Origin of the sequence: Crocosphaera watsonii WH 8501 (assembly GCF_000167195.1) — a bacterium.
Lineage (GTDB): Bacteria > Cyanobacteriota > Cyanobacteriia > Cyanobacteriales > Microcystaceae > Crocosphaera > Crocosphaera watsonii.
In genome coordinates this window covers 1-24,201 of the sequence record NZ_AADV02000025.1, presented here as the reverse complement: position 1 = coordinate 24,201, position 24,201 = coordinate 1, and the positions used below count along the sequence as shown (strand labels likewise).

The following is a 24,201-nucleotide window of genomic DNA, read 5'->3' as shown; positions in this document are numbered from 1 at the left end:
GATGCCGAAATCTGATTGTATCAAAACAAGATATGACACCCATTAAAACAGAGGTTACAAGCGCGCACCTTTTACGTCATCCTTACAATACCATGTCAAGTCAAGAAAAGCAAGGGTTTAGAAAACATTTTTTGACAATTGTAGGGGTTTAATTAGGGTTTAATTAGAGTATAATTAAGGGGGTGTTTTTTTTGTATAATAACCAATTTCCATGAACGCTCATTAGTAATTGCTCACCGCAATAAAGAATCTGTCTTGACAACATAAAGGTAAAATCGGGGATTTTTATGTATAGTGGGGGTTATGACCACAAATGCTACCATTGATTCAAAGCTAGTTAGAGCTATCGCCGATGAACAGTTGGCGAACAATGTCTTCATGATTGAGTGGCTAGTCAAGGCACAACAACAGTTATCTCTTCAACAAAGACTGATTGACCAGCAACAACAACAAATCTCTACACAACAGCAAGAAATTGAAAAATTGAAAGAAGAGAGAGATAAGCTAAAAAACCGTAACTCAAAAAACAGTTCAGTCCCCCCATCATCAGACCAACTAAAAAAGCCTTCTGACAAAAAGAAACGCAAAAAAGGATTTAAACGCGGACCAAAATATGACCACCCAGGGAAGACCCGTAATGGTTTTGGTCAGCCCGATAAGATAGTCCCTTTAGAACTAGAAAACTGTCCTGTTTGTGGGGGTTCAGTGGAACGAGATGAAGTAGTTCCCGAAAAAGTCCAGCAAGTGGCTGAAGTAGTAGACCAACCCATAGAAATCAGGGAATATCGTCGCGGATTCTATAAATGTCCTAGTTGTGGATGGTCAGATTACAGTCCTGTTCCATTGGGAGTTAAAGAAGGATTCAGTTATGGGGCGCGATTAAGTAGCATCGTGGGCTGGCTTGGCTATGGGGGTAATCTTACATGGCGTAAACAGGAACATTTTATAGAGTATGTCTTTGGCATTCCCATTTCTCAAGGGAGCCTTGCCAAAATGCACAAATGGTTTCAAGAAAGTTTAGAACCCTTGACCCAACAGTGGTTAAAGTACATCCAGCAGCCAGGAATCCGATGTGTTGACGAAACCAGTTATTGCATCGATGGCATCAAGTATTGGGTTTGGGTAGCCACATCAAATGAGGTCTGTGTGTTGATGTTGGCTCCCACTAGTGCAGCTTAGCAAAAATAATCCACCAGTCACTTATGATCTTTAAAGCCCTTAAATTTCCAAACGAACGGCTTAGCAAAATGTTGATTAAAGTAATCAATAAAATTGAGAATTTTTTGGGATAGTTCTTCAGTTGAACGGACAGTAATTCTTTTGAGTAAACGCCGGACTAAGATCGAAAACCCACACTCAATTTGATTAAGCCACGATGTATGTTTGGGAATATAAACAAAGCGAATTCGATGAGATTCATCTGATAAAAAATCTGCTCTGCTGTCCATAGATTGCAAAATCCCCTCCTTTCCTTTTCTCCCCAAATCAATAGTAATTCCACAGCTTTCTGCTACTAATTTGACTAAGCTTTCCGATTTATGAGTGTTGAGTTGATCTACAATAAAAATCCATTCTGCTTTTTCATCAAACTTAATCGTTCTCTGGATATGTTCAGAAAAATCTTGTTCTGTTCTTGTCGGTCCAATAGAGGGACTAACAACTTTTCCTCTTGCCACATCCCAGTTCGCAATCAAGCTTAAAGTTCCGTGTCTTTCATATTCAAATTCGATTTTTTCTACTTGTTTAGGCTTGATTCTTTTGTTCGGAAATAATCTCTCAAGAGCTTGAATTCCTGTCATTTCATCTGTACTAATTAAATGAATTCCTTGTTCTAACAAAGTTTTAGCTTCTTGATGAAGTTCACAGATATATTTGACTTGCTTTTTAAATTTTAAGGGATCATCAATTTTGGCATTTAACCAGTAACGAACGAGATGTGGTTGTAATGTCGCTTCTTTTTAAAAAACGCCCCACACTACGGGGGGAAATCTTTTCGACAATTCCTCTTTTTATGGCTTCATCCGCCAACTCTGAAGGTGTCCAATGGCTCACTGGTCTGTCTGATTTTTCACATTCTTCACAAGCGATCTCTACAATCTGGACTACTTGTTCGACCGTAAAGGATTTTGTTGTTCCAGGTCTTGGGCGATCGCTTAAAATTCCTTTGATCAAGACCATTAATGCTTTCTCCGTTACCTGTTGTTCTTCGGCGGCACTCAGTTTTTCTCTCTCCTCAAACCATCGCGATCGCCACTGACGCACTTGTACTCGGTCTAATTCTAATCTTCGACTAATCGAACTATTGCTCTCTCCTGATGCTGCGGCTAAGATTAGCTTGGCTCGTCTAACAAGGCGATAGGGGTTTGTTGTCCCTCTCACTATTTGTTGGAGTACTGTTTTCTGTAGGTTGGAGAGGTTAATTGGCAATGCTTTTATCATGGACATCAACTTCGAGATTCTTCCGTTAGTTTCATTGAAACACATTGTCGTGGCTGGTCACGAAAGTTTCTGTAAAAATCTGGTGGATTACTTTCGCCAAGCTGCACTAGAAGCTCCGCAGAAGTCGAGAAATTGTTAGGAGCAGATTTTAAGGGCATCCTCACCAGTGACTGCTATAGTGCCTACTTTAGACAAAGTGCGATGGCCAAACAGAAATGTCTGGCACATTTAGAACGAGAGTTAGAGTCCCTTAAAACCAGTCGTTTTCAAGCGAATCGAGAATTTGCTGCCGATGTACAGCAAGTTTTAGCAACCGCCCGTATCCATTATCGTCATTATCATGCTCGAAATTTAACCCTTGAAGACTTAGGCTCCAAAAGAACAGAAGTCGAGAACTCACTGCAAAAGATTTTTAAAGCAACTCCCAAAAAAGGATGGCCTTATGATGCACAAAGATTGATTAACCGTCTCAAACGTCATTGGGAAGAGTGGTTCACCTTTCTAACTTATCCTGAAGTCAAACCAGATAATAATGATGCTGAGAGAGCTTTACGTCCCATTGTCATTCACCGCAAAGTAAGTGGGGGAGCAAGAAGCGACTGGGGTGCAGAGTTAGTCACCCAAATGTTCAGTTTTTTAGAGACCATGAGATTACAGGGGCAAAATGCCATTGTCCAATTATGCGAATTATTTTCATTAGCTGGTCGGAGTCCCCCAGGATTAGAGATGTAAAAGGCTCCGGAGCCGATGGGGGATAGATTTTTCTTGATCCCCCTATCTCTCTGCACAAAAATACACAGGATTAGCGGATAATCTCCGCTAACAAAAAACTATCTTACTATTCTTTTCTTTTCTCATATTGTTGTTTTTATTTGAGGTTTTTAAAAGACTTGATTCTGGGAATGTTAGTCATTAAAATAGCCGTAATAAATTAGCTTAAATTTTACGCTAAATCACAGGGCTTATATTTTTATTGACTCAACTGATGTTGTTTGTAGTGCTTTTCAATAAGACTTTTTTGTTGCGGTGAGCAGTTACATATAGATTCTGCAAATTTTATGTCTTTACCGATGATAGATAGTTAGTTTTTAGGCACTTCTGGGAATTATAGTAATAACCCTTGTTTGCGTATCTATGATGGACAATCTATCATCCTTTCGTCATATTCTTGTTATTGAGGATCAAAAAGCCCGACGTATCGTTGCCTTAGAGGAAGCCAGCTATAGCGTTGGCCGAGAATCGACCAATGATATTGTTATTTATGAACAAGTTGTTTCCCGTCGCCATGCCACCATTGTACGAGTTAGACTCAGTCCCCGATTGGATACTTATTCCTATCGTATTATTGATGGAGATTTAGAAGGTAATCGTAGTACCAATGGTTTATTAATTAATGGGAAGTTACAACAATCTCATAATTTAAAACATGGTGATGTGGTTATTTTTGGTCCAAAAGCTAAGGTCAGTTATTATATTATTTCTACTGCTTTAGATATTGATTTATTTAATCCTCTTGATCCCGAACAATTTGAAGTAGGGGAAGAAACAGTCATGGAAACCATGATTGCTGATGATAATAATAATTCAACTTTAATTAATGAGGAGAGTTTACAGGCACGAGATCGCAATGATTTGATTCGCCTCGCTTCTTTTCCTGAATTAAGCCCTAATCCTATTATTGAAATTGATTTTACAGGAAATTTAACCTATCTCAATCCAGCAGCTAGGATTAAGTTTCAAAGTATTGAACAAGAAAAGTTAAAACATCCTATTTTAGCAGGTTTACTTTCTGAGCTTCACAATATACAAGGTAATTTATTACTGAGAGAGGTGGTGATTGGATCAGAGATTTTTGAACAGTATGTTCATTATTTATCAGAACATCAACTAATTAGGAGTTATTGGTTCGATATTACTGCTAGGAAACAAGCTGAGAAAAAATTAGAATATCGAGCTTTTTCTGATACGTTAACCGATTTACCTAATCGTAACTATTTTGATGAAAACTTGGAAATAGCTTTGGTTAAAGCCAAGAATAATAATAATTTAATGGCTGTGGTTTTTCTTGACTTAGATTGTTTTAAAAATATTAATGACAGTTTAGGTCATAAGGTTGGAGATCAATTATTGAAAAGCTTTGCTCAGCGTTTAAGTTCTTGTGTCCGTAATAACGATATTATTTCCCGTTGGGGAGGGGATGAATTTACTTTATTATTACCTCAAATTAATAGTCCAGAAGATACCATTAACTTAGCACAGCGTATCCTAGAGGATCTCAAGCAGCCTTTTGAAGTTGCGGGGCATCAACTATACGTTAAAACCAGTATTGGTATTGCTATCTATCCTCAAGATGGTGAGGATGGAGAAACCCTATTAAAAAATGCAGATGCTGCCCTATATCGTGCCAAAGAACGAGGAAGAAATCATTATCGTTTTTATAGTTCCACCATGACTTCTAAAGCCTCTTTATTATTAAAATTAGAAAATCTTTTATATCAAGCTTTAGAAGAAGAAAGTTTATCTCTACATTATCAACCTCAATTAAATTTGACTAATAACAAGGTTAGTGGCATGGAGGCACTTTTACGGTGGTATCACCCCGAATTCGGGAATGTTTCTCCCCTTAAACTAATTCCTTTGGCAGAAAAAACTGATCTTATAATTCCTATTAGTCTTTGGGTTCTCAAAACTGCTTGCCTACAAAATAAAGCTTGGCAAAAACGTGGTTTTTCTCCTATTCCCATCGCTGTTAATTTATCTCCCAAACAATTTCAACAGCCGAATTTGGTTGATATTGTCGCTCAAGTTTTAGAAGATACTGCTTTAGAACCCCATCTTTTAGACTTAGAAATTACGGAAACAGCAATGATGCAAAATATAGATTCTTCTCGAGAAACTTTACAGAATTTACGGGAATTGGGAGTGAAAGTTTCTTTAGATGATTTTGGCACGGGCTACTCTTCTTTAGGATATTTACAAAAGTTTCCTGTTACCACTCTGAAAATTGATCAATCTTTTATCCAAACTTTACAAGCTAATTCTGGAAATACTGCGATAATTTCTGCTATAATTGCTTTAGGACAAAGCTTCGATCTTCGGGTCATCGCTGAAGGGGTAGAAACTTTACAACAGTTAGAACTTTTACAAGGACTCAACTGCAGAGAGATTCAATGATTTTGGTTTAGTCGTCCTCTCAAACCTACCGATGCGACTACACTTTTAAGTCAGGTGTGAAAATCACAATGAATCAAAACAGAAAAAATACTAAGAATCGTTATGTCTTAGTTCTTGAGGATAGTAACTGCCGTAGAACTATTTCCTTGGAAGAGTCGGAATATTCTCTAGGGCGACACTCTAGTAATTCTATTATTATTTATTCTAAACAAGTTTCTCGAAGGCACGCTACTTTAATTAAGAAGTTTAATCGCAAAATAAATCAAGATTCTTTTTGGATACTGGATGGAGATTTAGAGGGAATTCAAAGTCGCAATGGCATTTTTGTTAACGGAGAAAAATGTACATTTCATGAACTAAAAGATGGGGATTTAATCAATTTTGGTTGTGAAGTGAATGCTAGTTATCACACCGTTTCTCCTTCTAAAGTGTCATCTGATATTGTTGACAAAGACACACCCAAGCAGTCAGATAAATCTATACTGCGATCCATTGAGGAGTCACAAAAACTAAATTTAGGGGGTTCTGCTGAACAATCTACCTTCATCTTAGCAGATTCCAATTCTTCCCCCAAAGAGCTAGGAAATGATGATACTTTTCAAGAGGAATCTTCTCTTGATCCAGTTACAGAATTACCTAACCGTATTCTCTTTAATGAATATGTTTCCATAGCAGTTACTAACGGCAAGCGGCATAAAAATTGTTTAGCAGTTTTTTTGATAGATATTAAAGATTTTAAGAAAATTAATGATGCTTTTGGTTATACTATTGGAGATTATTTCTTGCAAGCGATCACCCAACGGTTAAAAAACTGTGTGAGAACTGGGGATATTATCTCTCGTTGGGGAGGGGATGAATTTGCTATTTTATTACCTCATATTAAGAAAGCAGATAATTTATATAAAATTACTCAACGGATTATTAAAGAACTAAAATATCCTTTCACTGTTGAAAATAATACTCAATCTTTAGTCAGTCATTTAGGAATGGCTATTTATCCCCAAAATGGACAAGTCCCCCAGGACCTTTTAAACTATGCAGAAACTCAACTAAGTTACCATAAAAAAACAGGTAATTTTAATTTTATAAAAGAGAATTTAAGCAAAGTAAATGCCTCATTATCACAGATTGAAAAGCGACTTTATGAAGCTTTGCGTAAAGAAGAATTATGTTTATATTATCAACCTCAATTGAATGCCCATACGAAAACCACAGAAGCAATGGAAGCTTTTATTCGTTGGCAACACCCAAAATATGGTTTAGTTCCCCCTAAACAATTTCTACCTTGGGTGGATAAAACAGAATTAATTGTACCTTTAAGTCGCTGGATTTTAGAACGGGCCTGTACGCAAAATAAAGCATGGCAAACTAATCACTTACAACCTATTTTAGTCTCTGTTAATTTGTCTATGGCTCAATTCTACCATCCCCAATTAGTGGATATTATTGATGAAATATTAGGGACTACAGGTTTAGAACCTCAATGGTTAGAATTAGAAATTACCGAAGCAGTTATCCTAAAAGATATTAAACTAACCTATCAAGTTTTAAGAGAACTAAAAAGCTTAGATGTTAGGGTTTGCCTGGATGATTTTGGTATTGGTTATGCTGCGGTTAGTCATCTGCATCGACTACCCTTTGATACCATTAAAATAGATGTTTCTTTAATCAAAGAGATGGATGATAAACCTGAAAATACAACCCTAGTTTCTGCTCTGATTTCCTTGGGAGAAAGTTTTGATATGAGAGTAGTTGCTGAAGGAGTAGAAACTCGGCAACAACTAAATACTTTAGGTGATTTACAATGTCAAACTATGCAAGGTTATTATTTTAGTAAACCCCTTTCTGTTGAAGAAACCACTCAATTTTTAACTATTAATCATGCAGAACTTTTTGACAATTTAGGGTAGAATTTCTCTACCAACTGCTTCATAAGCAGACCAAGCAGTTTTGGAAGTAGGACTGGAATAATCTCTGGTAATAACACCCCTTTGGGAAGCCTTTTCAAAGACAACCAAGAGAGGAATAGATGTTTTAAAGCGAGGTAAGTCCGCTTCTCTTAATCTTTTTTTAGCTTCTTGTCCGCTTTTGGTACGGGCATCAACTTTGGTCAACAATACTCTAAAATTAGCATTGAGAGCCTGTAATTGTTCTACCGCCTTGAAGGTTGCGTCTAGGTCTAAATGATTGGGGGTTGTGGGAATAATTAATAAGTCACTCCCATCAGCAAGATCCTTAAACTCTTCTGGTTCTGGTCTCGCCCTGGTATCAACGATAATATGGGGATACTTACGAATAATACTGGTTGATCCTGCTTGGGATGCCACATGAAAAGGTAGTTTATCCTCCCTAGACCAAATTAACGCAGAACGGTTGCGATCGGCATCAATAAGCAAGGTAGGGGCTTTTTCTTGTAAATAGGCAGCAAGATGGATCGAAGTGGTAGTTTTGCCCACACCCCCTTTTAGAGCAGTGATAGAAATGATCATGATCTGGTTAACTGATTGACCGAATTTATATATTTTTCCCGTTCCTAGATTACACCACCATGACCCCCTTTTTTGTGATGACAGCTGAAAAAGCGTCACGATCAAGAAACTTATTTTCTCAGTCCTGCGTCAAAATTAGTGTGTGTGTGAGGAGTAAGAACGAAAGACAAAAGCCTTTGAGGTCGAAACATGGCCAGACTCTTAAGGGCTTTTTTTCTTGTTTAGATTTGGGTTTGCGCCATATTGACCCTTGATCATAGTTTTGTATAGATTTTGATAACATTTAGTCCCTCAATCGGGTATTTCTCGAGGCTGATAGGTTAATGTTTTCCCACACTCCCCCATCTCCCCATCTCCCCGTAGAAACCTTGAAAAATTTAATCCCGACTAAAATAGTCGGGTATGTTTGACGGTGATTTTTACCCGTGTTAGTATCCAAAAAGATTGACAAAGTGTTACTTAGTACCCAACTATGACCCAGGCAACCCAAACCCAAACAGCACCCGGCTTTGCGCCTACTTTCACCCACCTCGTTTCTAAAGAAGGTGGAGTTAAATATCCTCTGAAAGCCCTTCATGTTTGTGAAGAAACCTTTTCTCCGTTGGAAGTCGCCTACGATTATGAGGCGATTCGTAATCAAGTTAGTCGTGCAACCATCGAAGCTGGACCCAATTCTATCTGGCGTTATAAAGCATTTTTGCCCGTAGAAAGCCAAAATCCCATCGATGTTGGCACAGGAATGACTCCTCTTGTTAAATCTCACCGTCTCGCCCGTCGCCTGGGTCTAAAAAATCTTTACATTAAAAACGATGCGGTGAATATGCCCACCTTGAGCTTCAAAGATCGGGTGGTTTCCGTGGCTTTAACCCGTGCCAAAGAATTAGGGTTTACCACCGTTTCTTGTGCTAGTACCGGAAATCTAGCCAATTCTACAGCAGCGATCGCCGCCCATGCAGGATTAGATTGTTGTGTGTTCATTCCCTCGGACTTAGAAGCAGGGAAAGTGTTAGGAACCTTGGTTTACAACCCTACCCTAATGGCAGTTAAGGGAAACTACGACCAAGTAAACCGTCTCTGTTGCGAAGTGGGTAACACCTACGGTTGGGGCTTTGTCAATATTAATTTACGTCCTTACTATTCTGAAGGTTCCAAAACATTAGGGTTTGAAGTAGCCGAACAGTTGGGCTGGAAACTACCGGATCATGTGGTTGCACCCTTAGCCTCTGGTTCCCTTTATACCAAGATTTACAAAGGGTTCCAAGAGTTCATCAAAACCGGCTTAGTGGAAGATAAAGCCGTCCGTTTCAGTGGCGCACAAGCGGAAGGATGTTCCCCCATCGCCACTGCATTTAAGGAAGGACGGGACTTTGTTACCCCCGTTAAACCCAATACCATCGCCAAGTCTATTGCGATCGGCAACCCAGCAGATGGTTACTACGCCTTAGATATTGCCCGTAAAACCAACGGTAATATTGAGAGTGTCACCGATCCTGAGATTATCGAAGGTATTAAATTATTAGCCGAAACCGAAGGCATCTTCACCGAAACCGCCGGAGGAACGACAGTTGCAGTCCTCAAGAAGTTGGTAGAAGCAGGAAAAATTGATCCTGAAGAAACCACGGTCATTTACATCACTGGTAACGGACTGAAAACCCAAGAAGCGGTACAAGAGTATGTTGGTCAACCTTTAACCATTGAGCCAAAATTAGACAGTTTTGAGCGTGCATTGGAACGTTCTCGCACCTTAGAGCGTCTAGACTGGCAACAAGTTCTCGTTTAGTTCCCTTTATAAGCCGTCAAGTTTTCCCTTCTTGTATCCTTGGCGGCTGTTTTTTTGGCAATTTTTCGCCATCATTGTTGATAATTGGTTCATTTTTGGATAACTATGACTGTTAAAGTATTAATTCCCACTCCTCTGCAAAAGCATACCCAAAACCAAGCTACGTTAGAATGTAGCGCGGAGAATGTCGCTGGGTTAATTGAGACTTTGGAAAGTAATTTTCCTGGTATTAAAGATCGTTTATGCGATGATAGTGGAACACCCCGTCGCTTCCTGAATTTCTATGTGAATAGCGAAGATATTCGCTTTTTGGAGAATACCGAAACTGAATTGAAAGATGGCGATGAAGTCAGTATTGTTCCTGCCGTTGCTGGTGGTTAATACTCTGTAGGGGCTTAATATTATTAAGCCCATCAAAACCATCAATACTAAGCCCTAATTTTTTCTTCGGTTGGTGAAGTACCCCAACTTGCTTCGCTGAAGTTGGGGCTTCCCAACGACAACTTCACTCAAGGACGGTTTTATTCGTCTTCGAGGTTTCCCGTCTCATTGGCCGTTGCCTCAATAAGACAAGTCTTATTTTGGTCTAACACAGCCTCCACAGGCAGACTCTCGCCTTCCGCAAGAGTTATTTCTTGTTCGACAAATCACTGTTTGGTCTTACGCTCTTGCTGCCTACTTTTTTATTCTTCAGTGATTTCTTTCCCCGATCTGACAGTGTTTCTGCGCCGAAAGTATTACTACTTTGCTTTGATGTTAGGCTGTCTGTAGTTCCAACGTTCGGGTGGGTCGCAACCACAAGTAATTGTAACACAAGATTCTGGAATATGGATGCTTCGCAGTTTGTTTACTGGTCGGGCATTCATCCCTAACCTAAGCGTGGATAAGGGAATTCTGCCCGACATTAGGTTAAAGGTGTTATGAATTGACATACTCCACGCCCTACAAGTGCGTGGATTCTCTAAGCATCACTGCTTTAGATTTCTGGCTCAACGAGTTCGCTTACATTAAAGTCTTCTCAGTCTTTAACCCAGAGGCGAGTCTCTCCTCAGACGTTCACCCCATTTCAGAGGTCTGTTCTCGTATGCCCTACGATAGGGTTTTGCTTTTATTCAGCAAACCCTAATTATAGACATATTTAGAGATTATATGAAAACCCTAGAAAAGCCGTCCTAAAAGGACGGGGCTTTAAACCAAAATTTTCGGTAACATGATAAAACTCCTGCATAAGCAGGATTTTTTCTTTTTATATTTTCCTAGGGGTAAACTGCCATAATCAAATAGAAAAGTCTGTAGTTAAGGCTTTAGCCTTTATTATAACTAGCTCCGTAGTCCTTAAGGACTTACTACAAGCTTACGTTTATTTTTGCCCATCTACTTAATACATGGTAAAGTGTTGTTAAAAGCGGCTTCTCAATACTATAGCGTTTCTCGGACTCATGAGTTACACCTAATATCGAGCCTCCAAACTCCGAACTCTGAACTCCGAACTCCGAACTCCGAACTCCGAACAATAGAAAACTCTGTACCTCACAAGTATAAGAAGTGCTATATTATGTTTTGATTATTACTTAGTAATCTTAAGCTTATGAGTCAAAAATCTTATGAAGTATTTCAAAAGGTAGAAAATAAAGCAACCCTCTTACAAAGTTATTGGGATAACTTCAAGGACGAAATTATTCGCCATTTACCGAGGTCTTACTACGCTGAAATTGACGCATTATCTACTAATTTAGATACAGCTTTAGAAATATTAATCGAAGAATTGCGCCATCCAACTCTGATTTTAGCCACAACTGGGACGACAAGTAGTGGAAAAAGTACCTTAGTCAATTTTCTTTGTGGTGCTGATATTGTACCAACAGCAGTCAGCGAAATGAGCGCCGGGGCAGTTACTATTGAATATAGCCAGGAAAAGACTTTAATTATCGAAGAAACCCCAGGAGCATTATGGGAATGTGGTAAATGGCCAAGCATTCCTGAAAGCGAAATTTATCGGCTTTTAGAACAAGTAATGCTTGCTTATATTGATAATAAAAAAGATAATCCCTCTTTAGCTTATCCCAAGTTTCTTATTTATTATCCCTTCAGATTATTGAAAGAATATGAGAGGAATTTGCCTAGAGGTGTCAGGGTAAAAATGTTAGATTTACCTGGATTATCTTATGTGGGTGATGAAAGTAATATGGAAGTGATTAAGCAGTGTCGTGAAGCTTTGTGTCTGGTTACTTATAACAGTCAAGAAACTGATCCCCAGAAAATTAAAAGTCTTTTATTACAAGTAGTAGAAGAAGTCAAAGGATTAGGAGGTTTCCCCAAAAGAATGCTCTTTATTCTCAACAAAATTGATGTTTTTAGGAATGATAGAAATTGGACAGAAAGTGAGAAACGTTTTGTAGAAAAAACCACTAACAGTATTAAGAATGAATTAACTGAACAATTAGGAGAATATAAAAAAGATATTGAAGAATTAAAAATTATAAAATTAAGTACATTACCTGCTTTATTAGCCTTACAAATACAAAGCAGCAATCGGAATGATAGTAACATAGCCTGTCGAGATGCTGATCTAAAATGTGGTCAATTAATTGAGGAAAATATCTTAGAAGATTTACCTAGAAAAGCAGAAAATTGGTCTAGTCAAGATCGAATTCGAGTAGCAGAAGATTTATGGCAAAAATCCTATGCTGAGGAATTTCAACAATATCTAAACCAGCATATTAGCCAACATTTTCCTAAATTAGTTATTCCCCAAGCCATTGAAAGATTTAAAGTTGCAGCAGGAAATAGTATTGAACAATGGGCTGTGCAAACAACAACGGGCTGTGCAAACAACAACAGCTATTTTAAATAGTTCAGAAGAAAATTATCAGCAAGAATCTGAGAAAATATCCTGGATTAAGACTTCGTTAGAGCAGTTTCTTGAAGTAAGTGATGCTAATTTACGAAAGCCTTTTGAAGAGATGAATCAAAAGTGTGAAGACTATTTTAACAAGCCCTTTTCAGAAGATTTAGTGCGTATTTTGGAAGGGGCAGTTGAAGAACTCCAGAATACTCCGCCATATAACGAAATTGAAGAAAAATTAATTCCTCTTTATGATTGGCGAGAAGCTTTAGGAAGAGGCGTTGATCAAATTTTAGAAGCAGTAGCAGAATCTTTAGATAATGGAATTGTTAATTTAGATCATCCTAACTTTAAAAAAGTTGATACTATTGATGTTAATTTGTTAGAGAAAAACTTAATGAGACTAATATCATTAGGATATAGAGCTAAAAATGGACAAATAATAGAGGCAAAAACACAAGAAGAAAAAGATAACTTGAAGTATATGAATCTAGCTTTAGAAGAGTTATCTTTAAATTTGAGTAAAAACATAGCACAAGTATTAGAAAACATATCTCAACAAGAAATCAATAGAATGTACAATGCTGTGTTTGAATTATTCCAATGTCATCTGAGTTATCTAGAGGAAGAAGCTAATCGAATTGCCCCAGATATTGCTATTAAATTCCCTAGTTCAAAGCTTAATCAAGTTACTAAAGAATTAAGATTTAATCCTCAATTTGAATCTGGATTTGATATTACGGCTGAAGAATATACTGTTAAGTATAGAACTTGGAGACATTGGTTAGGTATTGTTCGCAAAAAAGAAACTCATTACAGTGATAATGCAACAATTCCTAGCACTGGTGAGATGCTCGAAGACTGGCAAAAACAACTTAAAAAAAGTGAACCTGAGATGTTAAAACGGGTAATGGAATGGTTATTAGAACAAATTAATGATCTAAAAAAGAAAGTAAATAAGACTCAAGGTGAAATTCTTGATCTTTATCAAGACAGACTAGAAAAAGCGAGGCAAGAAATTACCATTGATTATGAAAAGCAAAAAAATATCTGGGAACCAATGCAGGATAAAGCACATACTTTAGCAACACATCTTTCTCAAATCAGTCCTTTTCTGGAGGAGGAAAACTTAAGTGATTAATGAATCCTTAGAAAACCTAATCGATGAATCTGTTAATTTCAATGAGATATACGATCAGATTAAAAATCAAAGAAGAGGAGTATTACACAAGATCATAGAGTTGATAATCGACTCATCAAATGATTATCGATCACAAAAAAAGCAAATAGTAGAAGATGTTTGTAAGCATTTTGGAATAAAAAATTATTCTGAGATACAAGATGATTTTGGAATTGCTTATAATAATATTCCTAAACCTTATTTAGATATAATTAGGAAATTTTTATGGATAGATAAAATAGATATATTTGGAATTCTAAAACAACTAGAAATGCCAGCTTTTATCAAATTCTGTTCAATGTTAGAGGATAAACAAAAAATGAGAATTCTTGTCTTTACCGCTTTTGTATTAATTGCAGGAGTAGCCTTTCTAAAATGGAAATCATCTACTCCAAATCAGTCCCCAAAAAGCTCCCGAAAACAGCCCTTAAACAGAAGAAGAACCCCTGTTATCGATCAATCTATTCCTACAGCAATATGTTTAGTTGTTCCTGCATCAGAAGCTTATAAATTGAGTTTGGAAAAATCAATTTATAGAGATGAAATTATAGAATTAATTGCTGCAGCATCGGACTTTTTATGTATCCAACAAACTGAAGCATCACAACTATCTGTAGAAATTGATCCAGATCAGACTCCCTCACCGGATAGTAAGCTTAAATTTTATCTCAGAATTGATATTCCTGATGGAAAGGCTATTATTAATGAGAAAACCAAATATGTAATTAAACGGGATTTACCACCCAATACACAAGGAAAAATAAAAGAATTAGGTCGTCTTACTAATATCTCTAGTATAAGCTCATTTAACCGAATTTAAGGAGTTAATTTAATGGATTGGAAATCAGCCTCATCTTACTATGAAACCCGTCTTAGTGATGTTTTGAACATCCAACACTTTGCCATTGACTTAGCTAAACTACCTCAAGCTGAAGTTCCCTCCAAATTAACAGAAGTTCTGATTCAAGAAGGCATACCTGCTAACCGTCAACTGGAAAGACTAAAGAAACGAGAATTTCGCATTGCTGTAGTAGGTTTAGAAAAAGCAGAAAAAAGTACCTTTATTAATGCTTGGTTAGAATGTGATTTACTTCCGGCCAAGGGAGGAAGATGTACTTTTACAACCACTCAAATTTATTCTGTAAAAAGTGAATCTGAACAAAGATTAGAAGTCCAAACACGCAGCGAAGAACAATTTATTAATCTTCTCAAAGAATTAGAAATAGTTGGAGCAAAAGAGGACTTAAAAACTATTAGAGAATACGAAACAACCTTACAAAAAGTAAGGAGAGAAGGTAATTTAGTTATTCCTTTTACCAGATTAGAAGACATTAGAGAACAATTAAAAAAATACGTTGCTGATGAAAAATACGCTCATGCAGTCTTAGAAGCGCGACTTTATACTAATAAACTCGCTCAAGCAGAAGGAATCGTTTTTTATGACGTTCCTGGTTCAGATTCTGGTTTAACTAAGCACGTTGACGAAACAAAAGAAATGCTATCAGACTGTGATGCTGTGATAGTTATTCAGCGTTTTCGTAGTATTAGAGAAGCAGAATTAAATATTATTAAATTTACAGAACAAGGAGATAAAAATATTACCATTGCTGACAAACTTTTTGTATTTTTAAGTCATATTGATTCCTTGGGGAGTGCAGAAGCTCTTAAAAATCATGTTGAGGAAGCATCTCAAGATTGGTTAAAACGGGCTAATTTACCTATTAATCGCATTATTTCAGGCTCGGCTGGAGCTTATTTAATTCTCAATAATTTTGCAGAAAAACATACCCAGTTAGAAATTGGTCAGCCTAGTAATATTCGAGATAAATTAAGCAATTTAACAGAGATTACAGACGATGAAAATTTAAGAACTCAAGCAACAGGAATACCAGAAATTAAACAAAAAATATTTGATTATATTAATACTGAGCGTGTCGATATCTTAAAGAAACGTTGTGAAGTCTCTATTGATAAAATTCTTGATACCTCAGAAGAAATTTATCATTTTGTTAATAAAAAATTTCCGGTAAATCCTGAAGAAGCCCAAAAATTTGAAAAAGAAAGAAGACGTATATCTTTTACAGAATGGTGGGAGAAACAATGGGAATATATTAAAGCTGATTTACAAAACTTTTATGATACTTCTGTAATTAATAAGCCCTTAGAAATACTCAATAATAATTCTTCTAGTAGTATCGAAAAATTTAGAAAACGCTATCTACAATTAGTAGAAAGTGAGATGGAAAAACTAAGACAAAAAACCTTAGTGAAAAAAGAAACCATTTTTGCAGCTAATTCTTTTCCAGACTTTGATAGAGCAAAAGCTAATTATGCTTGGCGAGATGATTTGTATGCAGATATTCGTCAATTATTAAATTCTCTAGCACATGAACTCGCTGCTGAATTGAAAGATGAAGCTTTAACTTTAGTTGATTATATGACAACTTTATTATGGGGAAGTTCTCAGGTGAAAGAGAAACTAATTGGACGTTCAGAAGATGAATTTTTAGCCCGTTTAGAGAATAGTTTAAGTGTTTTATTTTTAAGATTTGCTCGACCAGTAGCTGAAGCATTGATTCGTGGTCCAGTTAATAGTGATACCCGGACTCAAATCGTTAAATCATTAGGGCCTGATGCGGAATTAATTGATAATTATTATCAAGGAGATGAACCTGCTTTTAGAGTATTGAAAAAATATGTTAAATATGGGTCTGATTTACTGTTTAACCCTGACACTCGCCAACAAGTTTTAGGAGTAACAGAAACTGGCAAAGATGTTATGGGAATGACAACGGATAATGTTATTAACCCAGATTCCGCACTTCAAAATGTAGTATAAAAAAATACATAGTTTTAAAAAGTCCGAAAATCATACCTGGGCAAGAATATTTCTCTTTTCATTAAATTTTTAGGAAAAATAATCAAATTAAGAAGATTTATACTCATTGAAAACTTAGCAAGACTCAGCACAAACGAAGGAGAGTTTCCTCTTCTCATTTGATATCATTAGACTCTTATTCTTTTATTATTTTTGCTTTATCCAATTCAATTTATAGATAATATCTTTGACAAGATGCAGGTAATAAACTCAATATAAAACGCCTTTCTTCTGTTAAATTGACAATTTGTTTAACTCCGTTTAAAATCACATAATGAATACCTTGAAAACATTGAAATATCCACCTCAAAGTCGGACGCAATGTTACTTTCCCTACTTGATTATTTATTCCTTTTTTGACTCTTTTTAAACAATTTCTTAATTCTCTTTGCCCCAAGTTATAAATCAACAAACACAAAGACATTAAAAATAACATTGTTTCTATTCTTTCTGGTTTTTCAACGAAGAAACTATCAGTAAAAAATAAGGGATCTTTCAAAAATCGAAATCCTCTTTCCGTAGATTGCTGGTTTTTATAAGTTATCAGAATTTCACTAGCTTCTAATTTATTTTCCTCTACTAAGTTAGTTGCTAAAATAAATTTTCCTGCTTCTTTAGTCTTTCTACTTATCTCTTCATCTTTTTTGATGATCAGACTAATCATTTTATAAATCTTTTCCTTTTTTTTCGAGTAAGTTTCAATCAGTTCAACTTCTTTTATTTCCAACAATCTCAATTTTTTATTAATAGCTTTTAATTTATATCGAGCAGCTTGAGGATGTTCAAATTCTTCAGATTGTATTTCTTTAAGAAATTTTTGGGATTTCTTCTCTTCTTGGGAAAGTTGTTTTTCTAGTTTTTCCAAATCACTTTTCTGTCTTTTTTCACTCAAGACTATTAACCAAGTTTGCTTGATTCCACCATAAGTAACAATTTCTTCTTTCCAGGTATAACTTTCTAAATTTAGGTCACTTCTTTTTTCTTTATCTTCATCTTTTACTTCTTCCACCTCTATATTTTGCACTAATTCTTTTGCTTTTTTTATGGTCATTGGAACTCTCGTTATCCATTTTAAATGTTGGATTAGTTGGAGATTTTCTTGACCATATAAAGCACTATCACAAACCATGATACTATCAAACTTTATTTGCTTTTTGAATTCTACTAAAACTTTTCCAAATACAGCTTTATCAGATTCATTTCCATCTCCTACTCTCACAAATAATGGAATATCTCCATCTTGGCTTGTTATTAAATCCAAGACACATTGTTTTAAGTCTGGTCTATGATCCCGAGAATATCCTTTCTTAATAAAAATTGGTCTTTCTTTAATAATTTTTTCTTCTTCCTGTTTCTCTTTATCTTCTTCCCTTTTATATTCTCCATCTAAATGAAATGATGTGGAATCTAAATGGGAGTATTTAAGGTCTATTTTAATTTTTTTAATTACTTCTAAAACTACTTCAATAAAAATATCATTTAGTCCATATTTATATAATTCATCTATTACTCTCCCAATTTTATCATCATTAAGGTAATCAGGTTTAATTCTTTCTCCTAACAATTTCTCAATGGCTTTATCTTGAAAAAACTGACTGAATAAATATAGAGGTCTTGAAACAAATCCTAGTCCATTGATTAAAATAGACTTAACTACTGTACCTGCTGAGATTTTTTCTCTAACATCTATTCCTAATTTATTATTAATTATTTTGACTATTCCTATTTCATCAATTAAACCAGCTACTATCCCTAAATGGTCTAAATTTTTAACTTGTATTTCTTCTAAATAAGACATTTTTCGCTCTTTTTTTACAGAGGAAACAACTTAAGCAATTATCCCACTTTTTTGTCTTCAAGAGCTTAAGCAATTATACTTAATTATTAAACCCAGGCTTGTAGTATTTAATGCTACTTTTTGAAGTGCGGAATCTGGGCTCGAAGCAATTACGCTTCGTCCTACCCGACTCTAGAGAGTTCCGCATCTCGTCAAGCCTACCCAGGTCTCGACTATTTCCTGGGACTCTAGAATCGTTTTTATTCGTTCCGTCCGATGATTGATTGTCCCTTTACCCGGATTTCTCACAAATTAATTTGAAAGCCCAATCCAGAGATGAAAAATGATAATTTTTAGGACTAATAGAAATTTTGAATATAGATGAATAAAAAAATTGACTTTGATTATCCAAAAATTGAGTTTAAGAGGGAATAATTATATTAACTTTTGATTTTCTCCACGATAAATAAGACTAAATGAAAGTATCAGTCAGTCAACAACTTATGATAGATATCTTTTTTAAAAAACAACTTATTCTACTTATCCAGTATTAGGAATAGTTTTAATTCTTTTGTTAGCAATAGACAAAATATCTTGATAAGGACAAGCACTAGCTATAGCGATAATAATTCTTCTACAACTAATCTTTATTCTGGCTCCCAACTTAAGAAGATTTAGACGTATTCTTCCCACAGTTGCTTTAGCCAATGAAGTTTTTTTTAAACAGTGTTGACGAAAAGCATTTATGAGAACATAAGCCCAGGAATGTATCCATAATCTTAGCTGATTACTTTGAAATGTTTGAGTTGAAGTTCTATCAGCTAACAAGTCTAATTGTTGTTCTTTAATCCGATTTTCCATCTCGCCTCTCGGACAGTATTTTTTTGTATAAAGTTTTGAGGGTGGAATTTTTGAAGCGGGCAAAGATGTCACCACATGGCGCATTTTTAAGCCATCACTTCCATAACAAACTTTTGTCACTACTCTTCTTTGACAACTCCATGACTTTTCTGTTTTATAACGAATAGAGCGATACCAAGTAGAAATTGGTACTAATTTTTTAACTTCTTCTAAATCTTCTTTTTTCTGAAATAAACTATCCATTAATTCAGTTATTGGAGCTAGTTTTTTTCATATTCATGTTTGGCTTTTTCAATTACATCATCCGCTCGTAACTTAAGAACGCCATTTGTTCCCATAGCTATAACATAATCAACTAAAGGCTGATTTTCACAAAAATAGAAGATTTATTCACGGGCATAGGCACTATCACCCCTAACTAGGATATGAGTCTCTGACCATTTTTCTCTAATTAGTCCGATAATTCTTTGTAATTCGTCTAAGGCTCCATCGGCTGAATCTACATTAGATGAACGAAGTTTAGCAACTAATAAATGATGCCCACAGAAAATATATAAAGGAGCATAACATACTCCGTGATAATAAATATTAAAAAATGCCCCTTCTTGATTACCATGTACTTGGTCATCCGTGACATCCATATCTAATATAATACTTAAGGGAGGTTTTTTATAAGACTCTAAAAAAAATTCGACAAAAGATTTTTCAATGGCTTCAAAGTTGGGTTCTATTTTATGATAACGACTCGTTTTTTGGTCGAGAATAGTCTCAGGACAATATTCCAATCTATTAATTGTACTTTTTCCAGCTAACCATCCCTTTTTATCTTCAAGTTCATTAAGCTTTTCTAAAGCGATCTTAAGGGCAGGATCGTGACGTAATTTATCATGATCATTGACATCTTCATAGCCTAAAATAATTCCATAAAGCCTTTGTGCTAATAACTCATGAACGGAATGATCTACATAAGATTGATGACGATGATCTTGAAAACAGTTACCAAACTTCTCCGTAATTCCCAGTTTTTTATCCAACTCAGCTATCCAGACAATCCCCGCATCTGAAGTGATTAGTCCCCCATCAAAATTAGCGATTATTTCTTTTCCTTTCTGTTTACTAAAGTTGATTACTTGACGAGGGGTTCGGGGATGACTGGGACTCATTAAATCAGTTTAAGGTAAATTGCTTTAATAATTGAATTATAGCATATTTTATTCTAACAATCTAGTACTATTAGAGATTTTATTAATAATTTTTTTGGAAAAATGAGTGATTGATTTATCTTTTCATCTTTGTCTAATTCGGGTTGATTTTAACTTAAAATCTGACAACAGACTGTTGGTTGGGGAAATCTGCGATCGCTCTGTTCAAACCCACTTCCTGTAAGGCTTCTGTGTTTGGCGATCGCAGATTTTGTGAGAAATTCGGGATTAGTCGTGGGGGAAATTGAGGAGGGGCAAGCGATCGCCTCTAAAAACTTCTTCGCTTTCTTTTCCCCACTCTGACCATTCTTGGCCGAGGGTTTTTATCATCATTAACCCTATCAAGACAGGAAGGGTTGCGACACTGAGTCCAATTGTTGTTAAATGGGGAAACTGATTTTGATTATCCATAAGATTTTCCTTTAAACTCTTATTGTAAAAATAATATATTAATTATTACTCATGGCACGTCCCAATTCTTCCCCAAAAGCTTCTATAAGTCCTCAAAAGAAAAACAGCAGTTCTCCTAGAGAGGCTGATTTTGACATTCAACAAGAATTATCTCGCCTCCAAGAGGTAATTTATGAGAGTTTCCATATTCCCGTGTCAAGATGGACGATTATCGATGAGGATAAAGTATTAGAACAACTAGAATTTATTGGGACGAAGATTCCTGAGGCCATAAGAAAAGCATTACAGGTTCTCGAACAAAAACAAGAAATTCTCGCTAATGCGGAAGCTTATGCACAGCGTATTATTCAACAGGCGCAAGAAGAAGCAGCAGAAATTTTAGACGAATCAGGAATTATTCAACAAGCACAACATGAGGCCAATCAAATTCGTCAACAGGTACAAAGCGAATGTGAGGCTATCCAAGCTCAGACTATGGCCGAAATTGAGCAACAACGACAGATGGCTAATGGAGAAGTAGAACAGATATACCGAAAAAGTGTCAGCGAAGCACAACAAATTCAGGAGGGAGCCGATGAATATGCCGATGCCGTCCTCACTCGTCTAGAACAAGAATTAGGTGAAATGTTAGGAGTTGTTCGCAATGGCCGCCAACAACTCTATAATCATTCTGCTCAACGTCAAACTAATAATTCTGGAAAACAATTATCTGAGGGTTAGGAACACCGGAGACTGGGGGAGCAGAATATTAATATTGTTTTTAGTCTTTCCTGTTGCTGAGCTTGTCGAAGTAAACGAGAAAATACGGGAGCGAGGTCACGCCCCGTCTCTTTAGAGCGGGGTGGAAAAGCGACTCGCGCGGCTTTAGCCGCCGTCTCAATTAATGTCGGGCATGATGAGGATCATTAATATAAGCCATAACTTTAGCGGTACTAACTTTTCCACTGGTGTCATAAAAATAACTTTTAGTCCATTTTAGAGGAGTACAATTTGTTTGGATGGCAACAAAATCTAATCAAAGAAGACAAAAATACTTTGTCCATCATTGAGTATCTTTGTTCTGTGTCTACAGCTAAATTAAAAAATCGTATTGCTCAACTCTGCGAAAAGTACGGTATTAGGTTTATTGAAACAGAAGAAAGTTACTCCTCAAAAGCTAGTTTTCTAGACAATGATGAGCTACCGAAATACGGTGAAAAACCCGAAAGGTGGCATGAGAGCGGAAAACGAGTGCAAAGAGGGTTGTATCAAACTGCTCAAAATCAGTATATTAATTGTGATGCCAATATTAGGGGTCGAAAAGGAAGTCACCTTCCTCTCCTCCCATTCCGAACCGTGCGTGAGACTTTCGCCTCACACGGCTCTCGGCAATTAGTCCCTTGTCATGGGTACTATTAAAATATCGTCTTTTCATTCATAGCCATTATCTAGCCAATCATAGAGGTAGTCATTTTTGCTTTTAGCGTCGTGACAGTGACGATGTAGAGCTTGTAGATTGTTGTTGGTATCCTTTCCATCTTTTGATTTAGGGATAATGTGGTCAACTTCTATCAAGTCTTCAGGCGTAAAGTGTTGCTTACATTGGGGGCATATACCTTTCTGTTTCTTTAAGAGTTTTGAGACTCTAGTTGGTGTTCCCGTATAGGTTCCCCGTCTCTTGCTCCAATATGTCCAGTTTCCGTCGTATGGTGATGCTTCAGGCTTAACCAGTTGATGTCTCTTTATTTCCGTTCCGGCATGATAGTGGAGGATTGTTCCTTTTGTCTGGAATGTCCATTTTCCATATTTTCCATATGAGAAATATTTTTTGAGGGCATCATACAATGGTGTCTTTTTCTTTTTCCTGCTGACTGTCCATGCTCTAAGCGTATTCCATAATATACAGTAGGTAATCATGGTTAATCTTGTCGAAGCATTTAGCAATATCGGCATCTAGTACATATCGTGCTTTCTTGTTGATGACAGCGTATATCCTAGTGATAGCGTCATGTGCGCTTCTACCTGGGCGAAAACCATAGGAAGTTCCTTCAAATTGGGCTTCCCAATATGGCTCTAAGGCTGATTTAACCAAGGCTTGCATTACTCTATCTTTTATGGTGGGTATTCCCAGACCACGTTTTTCGACTCTTCCAGGTTTGGGTATCCAAATTCGTCTGAGTGCCTTTGCTTTGTAACCCTCTAATCTTAGTTCGCCAACTAGCTTCAATCTTTGGTTAGGGCGTAATGCCTTTTTCCCATCAACGCCAGCAGTTTTCTTACCTTGATTGTCTTGGGTCACTTTGCGTATGGCTAAGAGCTTTGCATAGTGTGACTTTAACAGTAGCTTTTGAAGCTTTTTGGCTTTGCCTTTATTACCTGATTTAACAGCTTGAAATATTCTGGTTTGAAGCTTAAACACTTTCCTCTGGACTTTTGCCCAGTTGATTGTGTTCCATTCTGGCGTAGTCTTGGTTATACTCGCATTCGAGATTTAACTACCTCTAATAGAGACTATTTCTTCTAATTAACCAGCAATACGTCAGCTTATCCGTACTCATTACAAGTAGGCATTTGCTTCTTATTGCTTCTCACATCCATGACCCTTGCGCTTAAGTTTGTCACTACTTACATCATCGACCTGATGGTAAGAGAAATCATTGACTTAATTCGTTCCGTTGATTTGGGTATGTCGGTTTTAGGTTTCAGTGCGATTCGTTGAGCTAAAAAGCTGACATCCAAGTACATCACAAGGATACAGCGTGTAGCTCATTCAAGAGCCTTCTAAAGGCAATTCAATGGTTAAACGACCAATCACCCCAAAGATGAAAAACAAGAGCCTTAAAGCTCAATTTTCAAGGGGCAGAACACAAAGGTCAGAAGGGTAAAAACAATACCCGAACGGTAAAAACCAAAGAAAAGTTTACAAACTTAAGTAGTAATTACCGAATTAACTAAGTAGGGATAACCGAACAGTAAACGAACCTAGAAACTTGAATAACTGTTGGTTTGTTGGCTAAAGGAGCCATACTCGGAATCAAGGGAGAAATCCCGAGAGTAACGACATAACCCTCCGTTTTGGACTTAGTAAACCCAGGACGGAAGCAGGGATAAAAGGGGATACCCACTGTGAAACAGCACAAGAAATCCTCAAGTCAATCGGTCACGGTAAACATACGGTCCGACTGA

15 protein-coding genes and 5 pseudogenes are annotated in these 24,201 nt (G+C 36.5%); 12 read left to right on the top strand and 8 right to left on the bottom strand.

Annotation, left to right across the window (positions count from 1 at the left end):
• Positions 1 to 294: 294 nt before the first annotated feature.
• Positions 295 to 1,176, top strand: a pseudogene (locus CWATDRAFT_RS15175) (IS66-like element ISCwa4 family transposase); the annotation flags it as partial.
• A gap of 20 nt (positions 1,177 to 1,196) precedes the next feature.
• On the opposite strand, the gene CWATDRAFT_RS15170 reads toward CWATDRAFT_RS15175, so the two are convergent.
• Positions 1,197 to 1,838 carry a transposase gene (locus CWATDRAFT_RS15170; protein WP_007305837.1) on the bottom strand — a complete coding sequence of 214 codons (642 nt, stop codon included), beginning with the start codon at positions 1,836 to 1,838 and terminating at the stop codon, positions 1,197 to 1,199.
• A 64-nt stretch (positions 1,839 to 1,902) separates the two neighbouring features.
• Entirely contained in the window at positions 1,903 to 2,484 is a 582-nt protein-coding gene (locus tag CWATDRAFT_RS15165) for a helix-turn-helix domain-containing protein (protein ID WP_007303067.1), read from the bottom strand.
• 42 nt (positions 2,485 to 2,526) lie between these two features.
• On the opposite strand from CWATDRAFT_RS15165, the pseudogene CWATDRAFT_RS15160 reads away from it, so the two are divergent.
• The 3 genes and pseudogenes from CWATDRAFT_RS15160 to CWATDRAFT_RS15150 all read left to right on the top strand — a co-directional run.
• Positions 2,527 to 3,171: pseudogene (locus CWATDRAFT_RS15160) on the top strand (IS66 family transposase); the annotation flags it as partial.
• 402 nt (positions 3,172 to 3,573) lie between these two features.
• Entirely contained in the window at positions 3,574 to 5,613 is a 2,040-nt protein-coding gene (locus tag CWATDRAFT_RS15155; RefSeq protein ID WP_007305848.1) for an EAL domain-containing protein, read from the top strand.
• A gap of 68 nt (positions 5,614 to 5,681) precedes the next feature.
• Positions 5,682 to 7,523, top strand: a complete 1,842-nt coding sequence (locus CWATDRAFT_RS15150; RefSeq protein ID WP_007305849.1) for an EAL domain-containing protein — start codon at positions 5,682 to 5,684, stop codon at positions 7,521 to 7,523.
• On the opposite strand, the gene CWATDRAFT_RS15145 is transcribed toward CWATDRAFT_RS15150, so the two are convergent.
• A complete protein-coding gene (locus CWATDRAFT_RS15145; RefSeq protein WP_007305836.1) occupies positions 7,515 to 8,102 on the bottom strand; it encodes a ParA family protein in 588 nt (195 codons plus the stop codon). The two genes, CWATDRAFT_RS15150 and CWATDRAFT_RS15145, sit on opposite strands and share 9 nt — an antisense overlap.
• A gap of 472 nt (positions 8,103 to 8,574) precedes the next feature.
• On the opposite strand from CWATDRAFT_RS15145, the gene thrC reads away from it, so the two are divergent.
• The 6 genes from thrC (at position 8,575) to CWATDRAFT_RS15120 (ending at position 16,746) form a co-directional block, all read left to right on the top strand.
• The gene (gene thrC, locus CWATDRAFT_RS15140) at positions 8,575 to 9,882 is read left to right on the top strand and encodes a threonine synthase (RefSeq protein ID WP_007305850.1); all 1,308 of its coding nucleotides are present in this window, start codon (positions 8,575 to 8,577) and stop codon (positions 9,880 to 9,882) included.
• Positions 9,883 to 9,987: 105 nt separating this feature from the next.
• On the top strand, positions 9,988 to 10,263 hold the full coding sequence (locus tag CWATDRAFT_RS15135; protein ID WP_007305851.1) for a MoaD/ThiS family protein: 276 nt from the start codon (positions 9,988 to 9,990) through the stop codon (positions 10,261 to 10,263).
• A gap of 1,207 nt (positions 10,264 to 11,470) precedes the next feature.
• Positions 11,471 to 12,736, top strand: a complete 1,266-nt coding sequence (locus tag CWATDRAFT_RS39870; protein ID WP_007305852.1) for a dynamin family protein — start codon at positions 11,471 to 11,473, stop codon at positions 12,734 to 12,736.
• Positions 12,708 to 13,868, top strand: a complete 1,161-nt coding sequence (locus tag CWATDRAFT_RS39865) for a hypothetical protein (RefSeq protein WP_232287115.1) — start codon at positions 12,708 to 12,710, stop codon at positions 13,866 to 13,868. Before CWATDRAFT_RS39870 ends, CWATDRAFT_RS39865 begins: the two co-directional genes overlap by 29 nt.
• Positions 13,861 to 14,727, top strand: coding sequence for a hypothetical protein (locus CWATDRAFT_RS15125; protein ID WP_007305854.1), 867 nt, complete (start codon positions 13,861 to 13,863; stop codon positions 14,725 to 14,727). The genes CWATDRAFT_RS39865 and CWATDRAFT_RS15125 overlap by 8 nt, the downstream gene beginning before the upstream one ends.
• 12 nt (positions 14,728 to 14,739) lie before the next feature.
• Positions 14,740 to 16,746: a dynamin family protein gene (locus CWATDRAFT_RS15120; RefSeq protein WP_007305855.1), complete on the top strand. Its 2,007-nt coding sequence runs from the start codon at positions 14,740 to 14,742 to the stop codon at positions 16,744 to 16,746.
• Positions 16,747 to 16,957: 211 nt separating this feature from the next.
• On the opposite strand, the gene CWATDRAFT_RS15115 is transcribed toward CWATDRAFT_RS15120, so the two are convergent.
• The 3 genes and pseudogenes from CWATDRAFT_RS15115 to CWATDRAFT_RS15100 form a co-directional block, all read right to left on the bottom strand.
• The gene (locus tag CWATDRAFT_RS15115; RefSeq protein ID WP_007305835.1) at positions 16,958 to 18,583 is read right to left on the bottom strand and encodes an IS1634-like element ISCwa1 family transposase; all 1,626 of its coding nucleotides are present in this window, start codon (positions 18,581 to 18,583) and stop codon (positions 16,958 to 16,960) included.
• 519 nt (positions 18,584 to 19,102) lie between these two features.
• A pseudogene (locus CWATDRAFT_RS35915) lies at positions 19,103 to 20,586 on the bottom strand (IS1380-like element ISCwa5 family transposase).
• A gap of 267 nt (positions 20,587 to 20,853) precedes the next feature.
• Positions 20,854 to 21,036: a hypothetical protein gene (locus CWATDRAFT_RS15100; protein ID WP_007305832.1), complete on the bottom strand. Its 183-nt coding sequence runs from the start codon at positions 21,034 to 21,036 to the stop codon at positions 20,854 to 20,856.
• Positions 21,037 to 21,087: 51 nt separating this feature from the next.
• Between CWATDRAFT_RS15100 and CWATDRAFT_RS15095 the strand changes: the two genes are divergently transcribed.
• Positions 21,088 to 21,756, top strand: a complete 669-nt coding sequence (locus CWATDRAFT_RS15095; RefSeq protein WP_007305856.1) for an ATP synthase F0 subunit B — start codon at positions 21,088 to 21,090, stop codon at positions 21,754 to 21,756.
• A 160-nt stretch (positions 21,757 to 21,916) separates the two neighbouring features.
• On the opposite strand, the pseudogene CWATDRAFT_RS33765 reads toward CWATDRAFT_RS15095, so the two are convergent.
• Positions 21,917 to 22,018: pseudogene (locus tag CWATDRAFT_RS33765) on the bottom strand (IS200/IS605 family transposase); the annotation flags it as partial.
• An 8-nt stretch (positions 22,019 to 22,026) separates the two neighbouring features.
• Here CWATDRAFT_RS33765 and CWATDRAFT_RS41800 point away from each other — a divergent pair.
• On the top strand, positions 22,027 to 22,434 hold the full coding sequence (locus CWATDRAFT_RS41800; RefSeq protein ID WP_007305857.1) for a hypothetical protein: 408 nt from the start codon (positions 22,027 to 22,029) through the stop codon (positions 22,432 to 22,434).
• A 12-nt stretch (positions 22,435 to 22,446) separates the two neighbouring features.
• Here CWATDRAFT_RS41800 and CWATDRAFT_RS15085 read toward each other — a convergent pair.
• Positions 22,447 to 23,506: pseudogene (locus tag CWATDRAFT_RS15085) on the bottom strand (group II intron reverse transcriptase/maturase).
• Between the last annotated feature and the right edge of the window lie 695 nt (positions 23,507 to 24,201).

What these genes read in the sequence shown, in the direction of transcription:
- CWATDRAFT_RS15100 (WP_007305832.1), bottom strand. Translation starts at nt 21,036, where the DNA reads ATGGATAATCAAAATCAGTTTCCCCATTTAACAACAATTGGACTCAGT.
- CWATDRAFT_RS15115 (WP_007305835.1), bottom strand. Translation starts at nt 18,583, where the DNA reads ATGTCTTATTTAGAAGAAATACAAGTTAAAAATTTAGACCATTTAGGG.
- CWATDRAFT_RS15150 (WP_007305849.1), top strand. Translation starts at nt 5,682, where the DNA reads ATGAATCAAAACAGAAAAAATACTAAGAATCGTTATGTCTTAGTTCTT.
- CWATDRAFT_RS15165 (WP_007303067.1), bottom strand. Translation starts at nt 2,484, where the DNA reads ATGTGTTTCAATGAAACTAACGGAAGAATCTCGAAGTTGATGTCCATG.
- CWATDRAFT_RS39870 (WP_007305852.1), top strand. Translation starts at nt 11,471, where the DNA reads ATGAGTCAAAAATCTTATGAAGTATTTCAAAAGGTAGAAAATAAAGCA.
- CWATDRAFT_RS15135 (WP_007305851.1), top strand. Translation starts at nt 9,988, where the DNA reads ATGACTGTTAAAGTATTAATTCCCACTCCTCTGCAAAAGCATACCCAA.
- thrC (WP_007305850.1), top strand. Translation starts at nt 8,575, where the DNA reads ATGACCCAGGCAACCCAAACCCAAACAGCACCCGGCTTTGCGCCTACT.
- CWATDRAFT_RS15155 (WP_007305848.1), top strand. Translation starts at nt 3,574, where the DNA reads ATGATGGACAATCTATCATCCTTTCGTCATATTCTTGTTATTGAGGAT.
- CWATDRAFT_RS15145 (WP_007305836.1), bottom strand. Translation starts at nt 8,102, where the DNA reads ATGATCATTTCTATCACTGCTCTAAAAGGGGGTGTGGGCAAAACTACC.
- CWATDRAFT_RS15120 (WP_007305855.1), top strand. Translation starts at nt 14,740, where the DNA reads ATGGATTGGAAATCAGCCTCATCTTACTATGAAACCCGTCTTAGTGAT.
- CWATDRAFT_RS15095 (WP_007305856.1), top strand. Translation starts at nt 21,088, where the DNA reads ATGGCACGTCCCAATTCTTCCCCAAAAGCTTCTATAAGTCCTCAAAAG.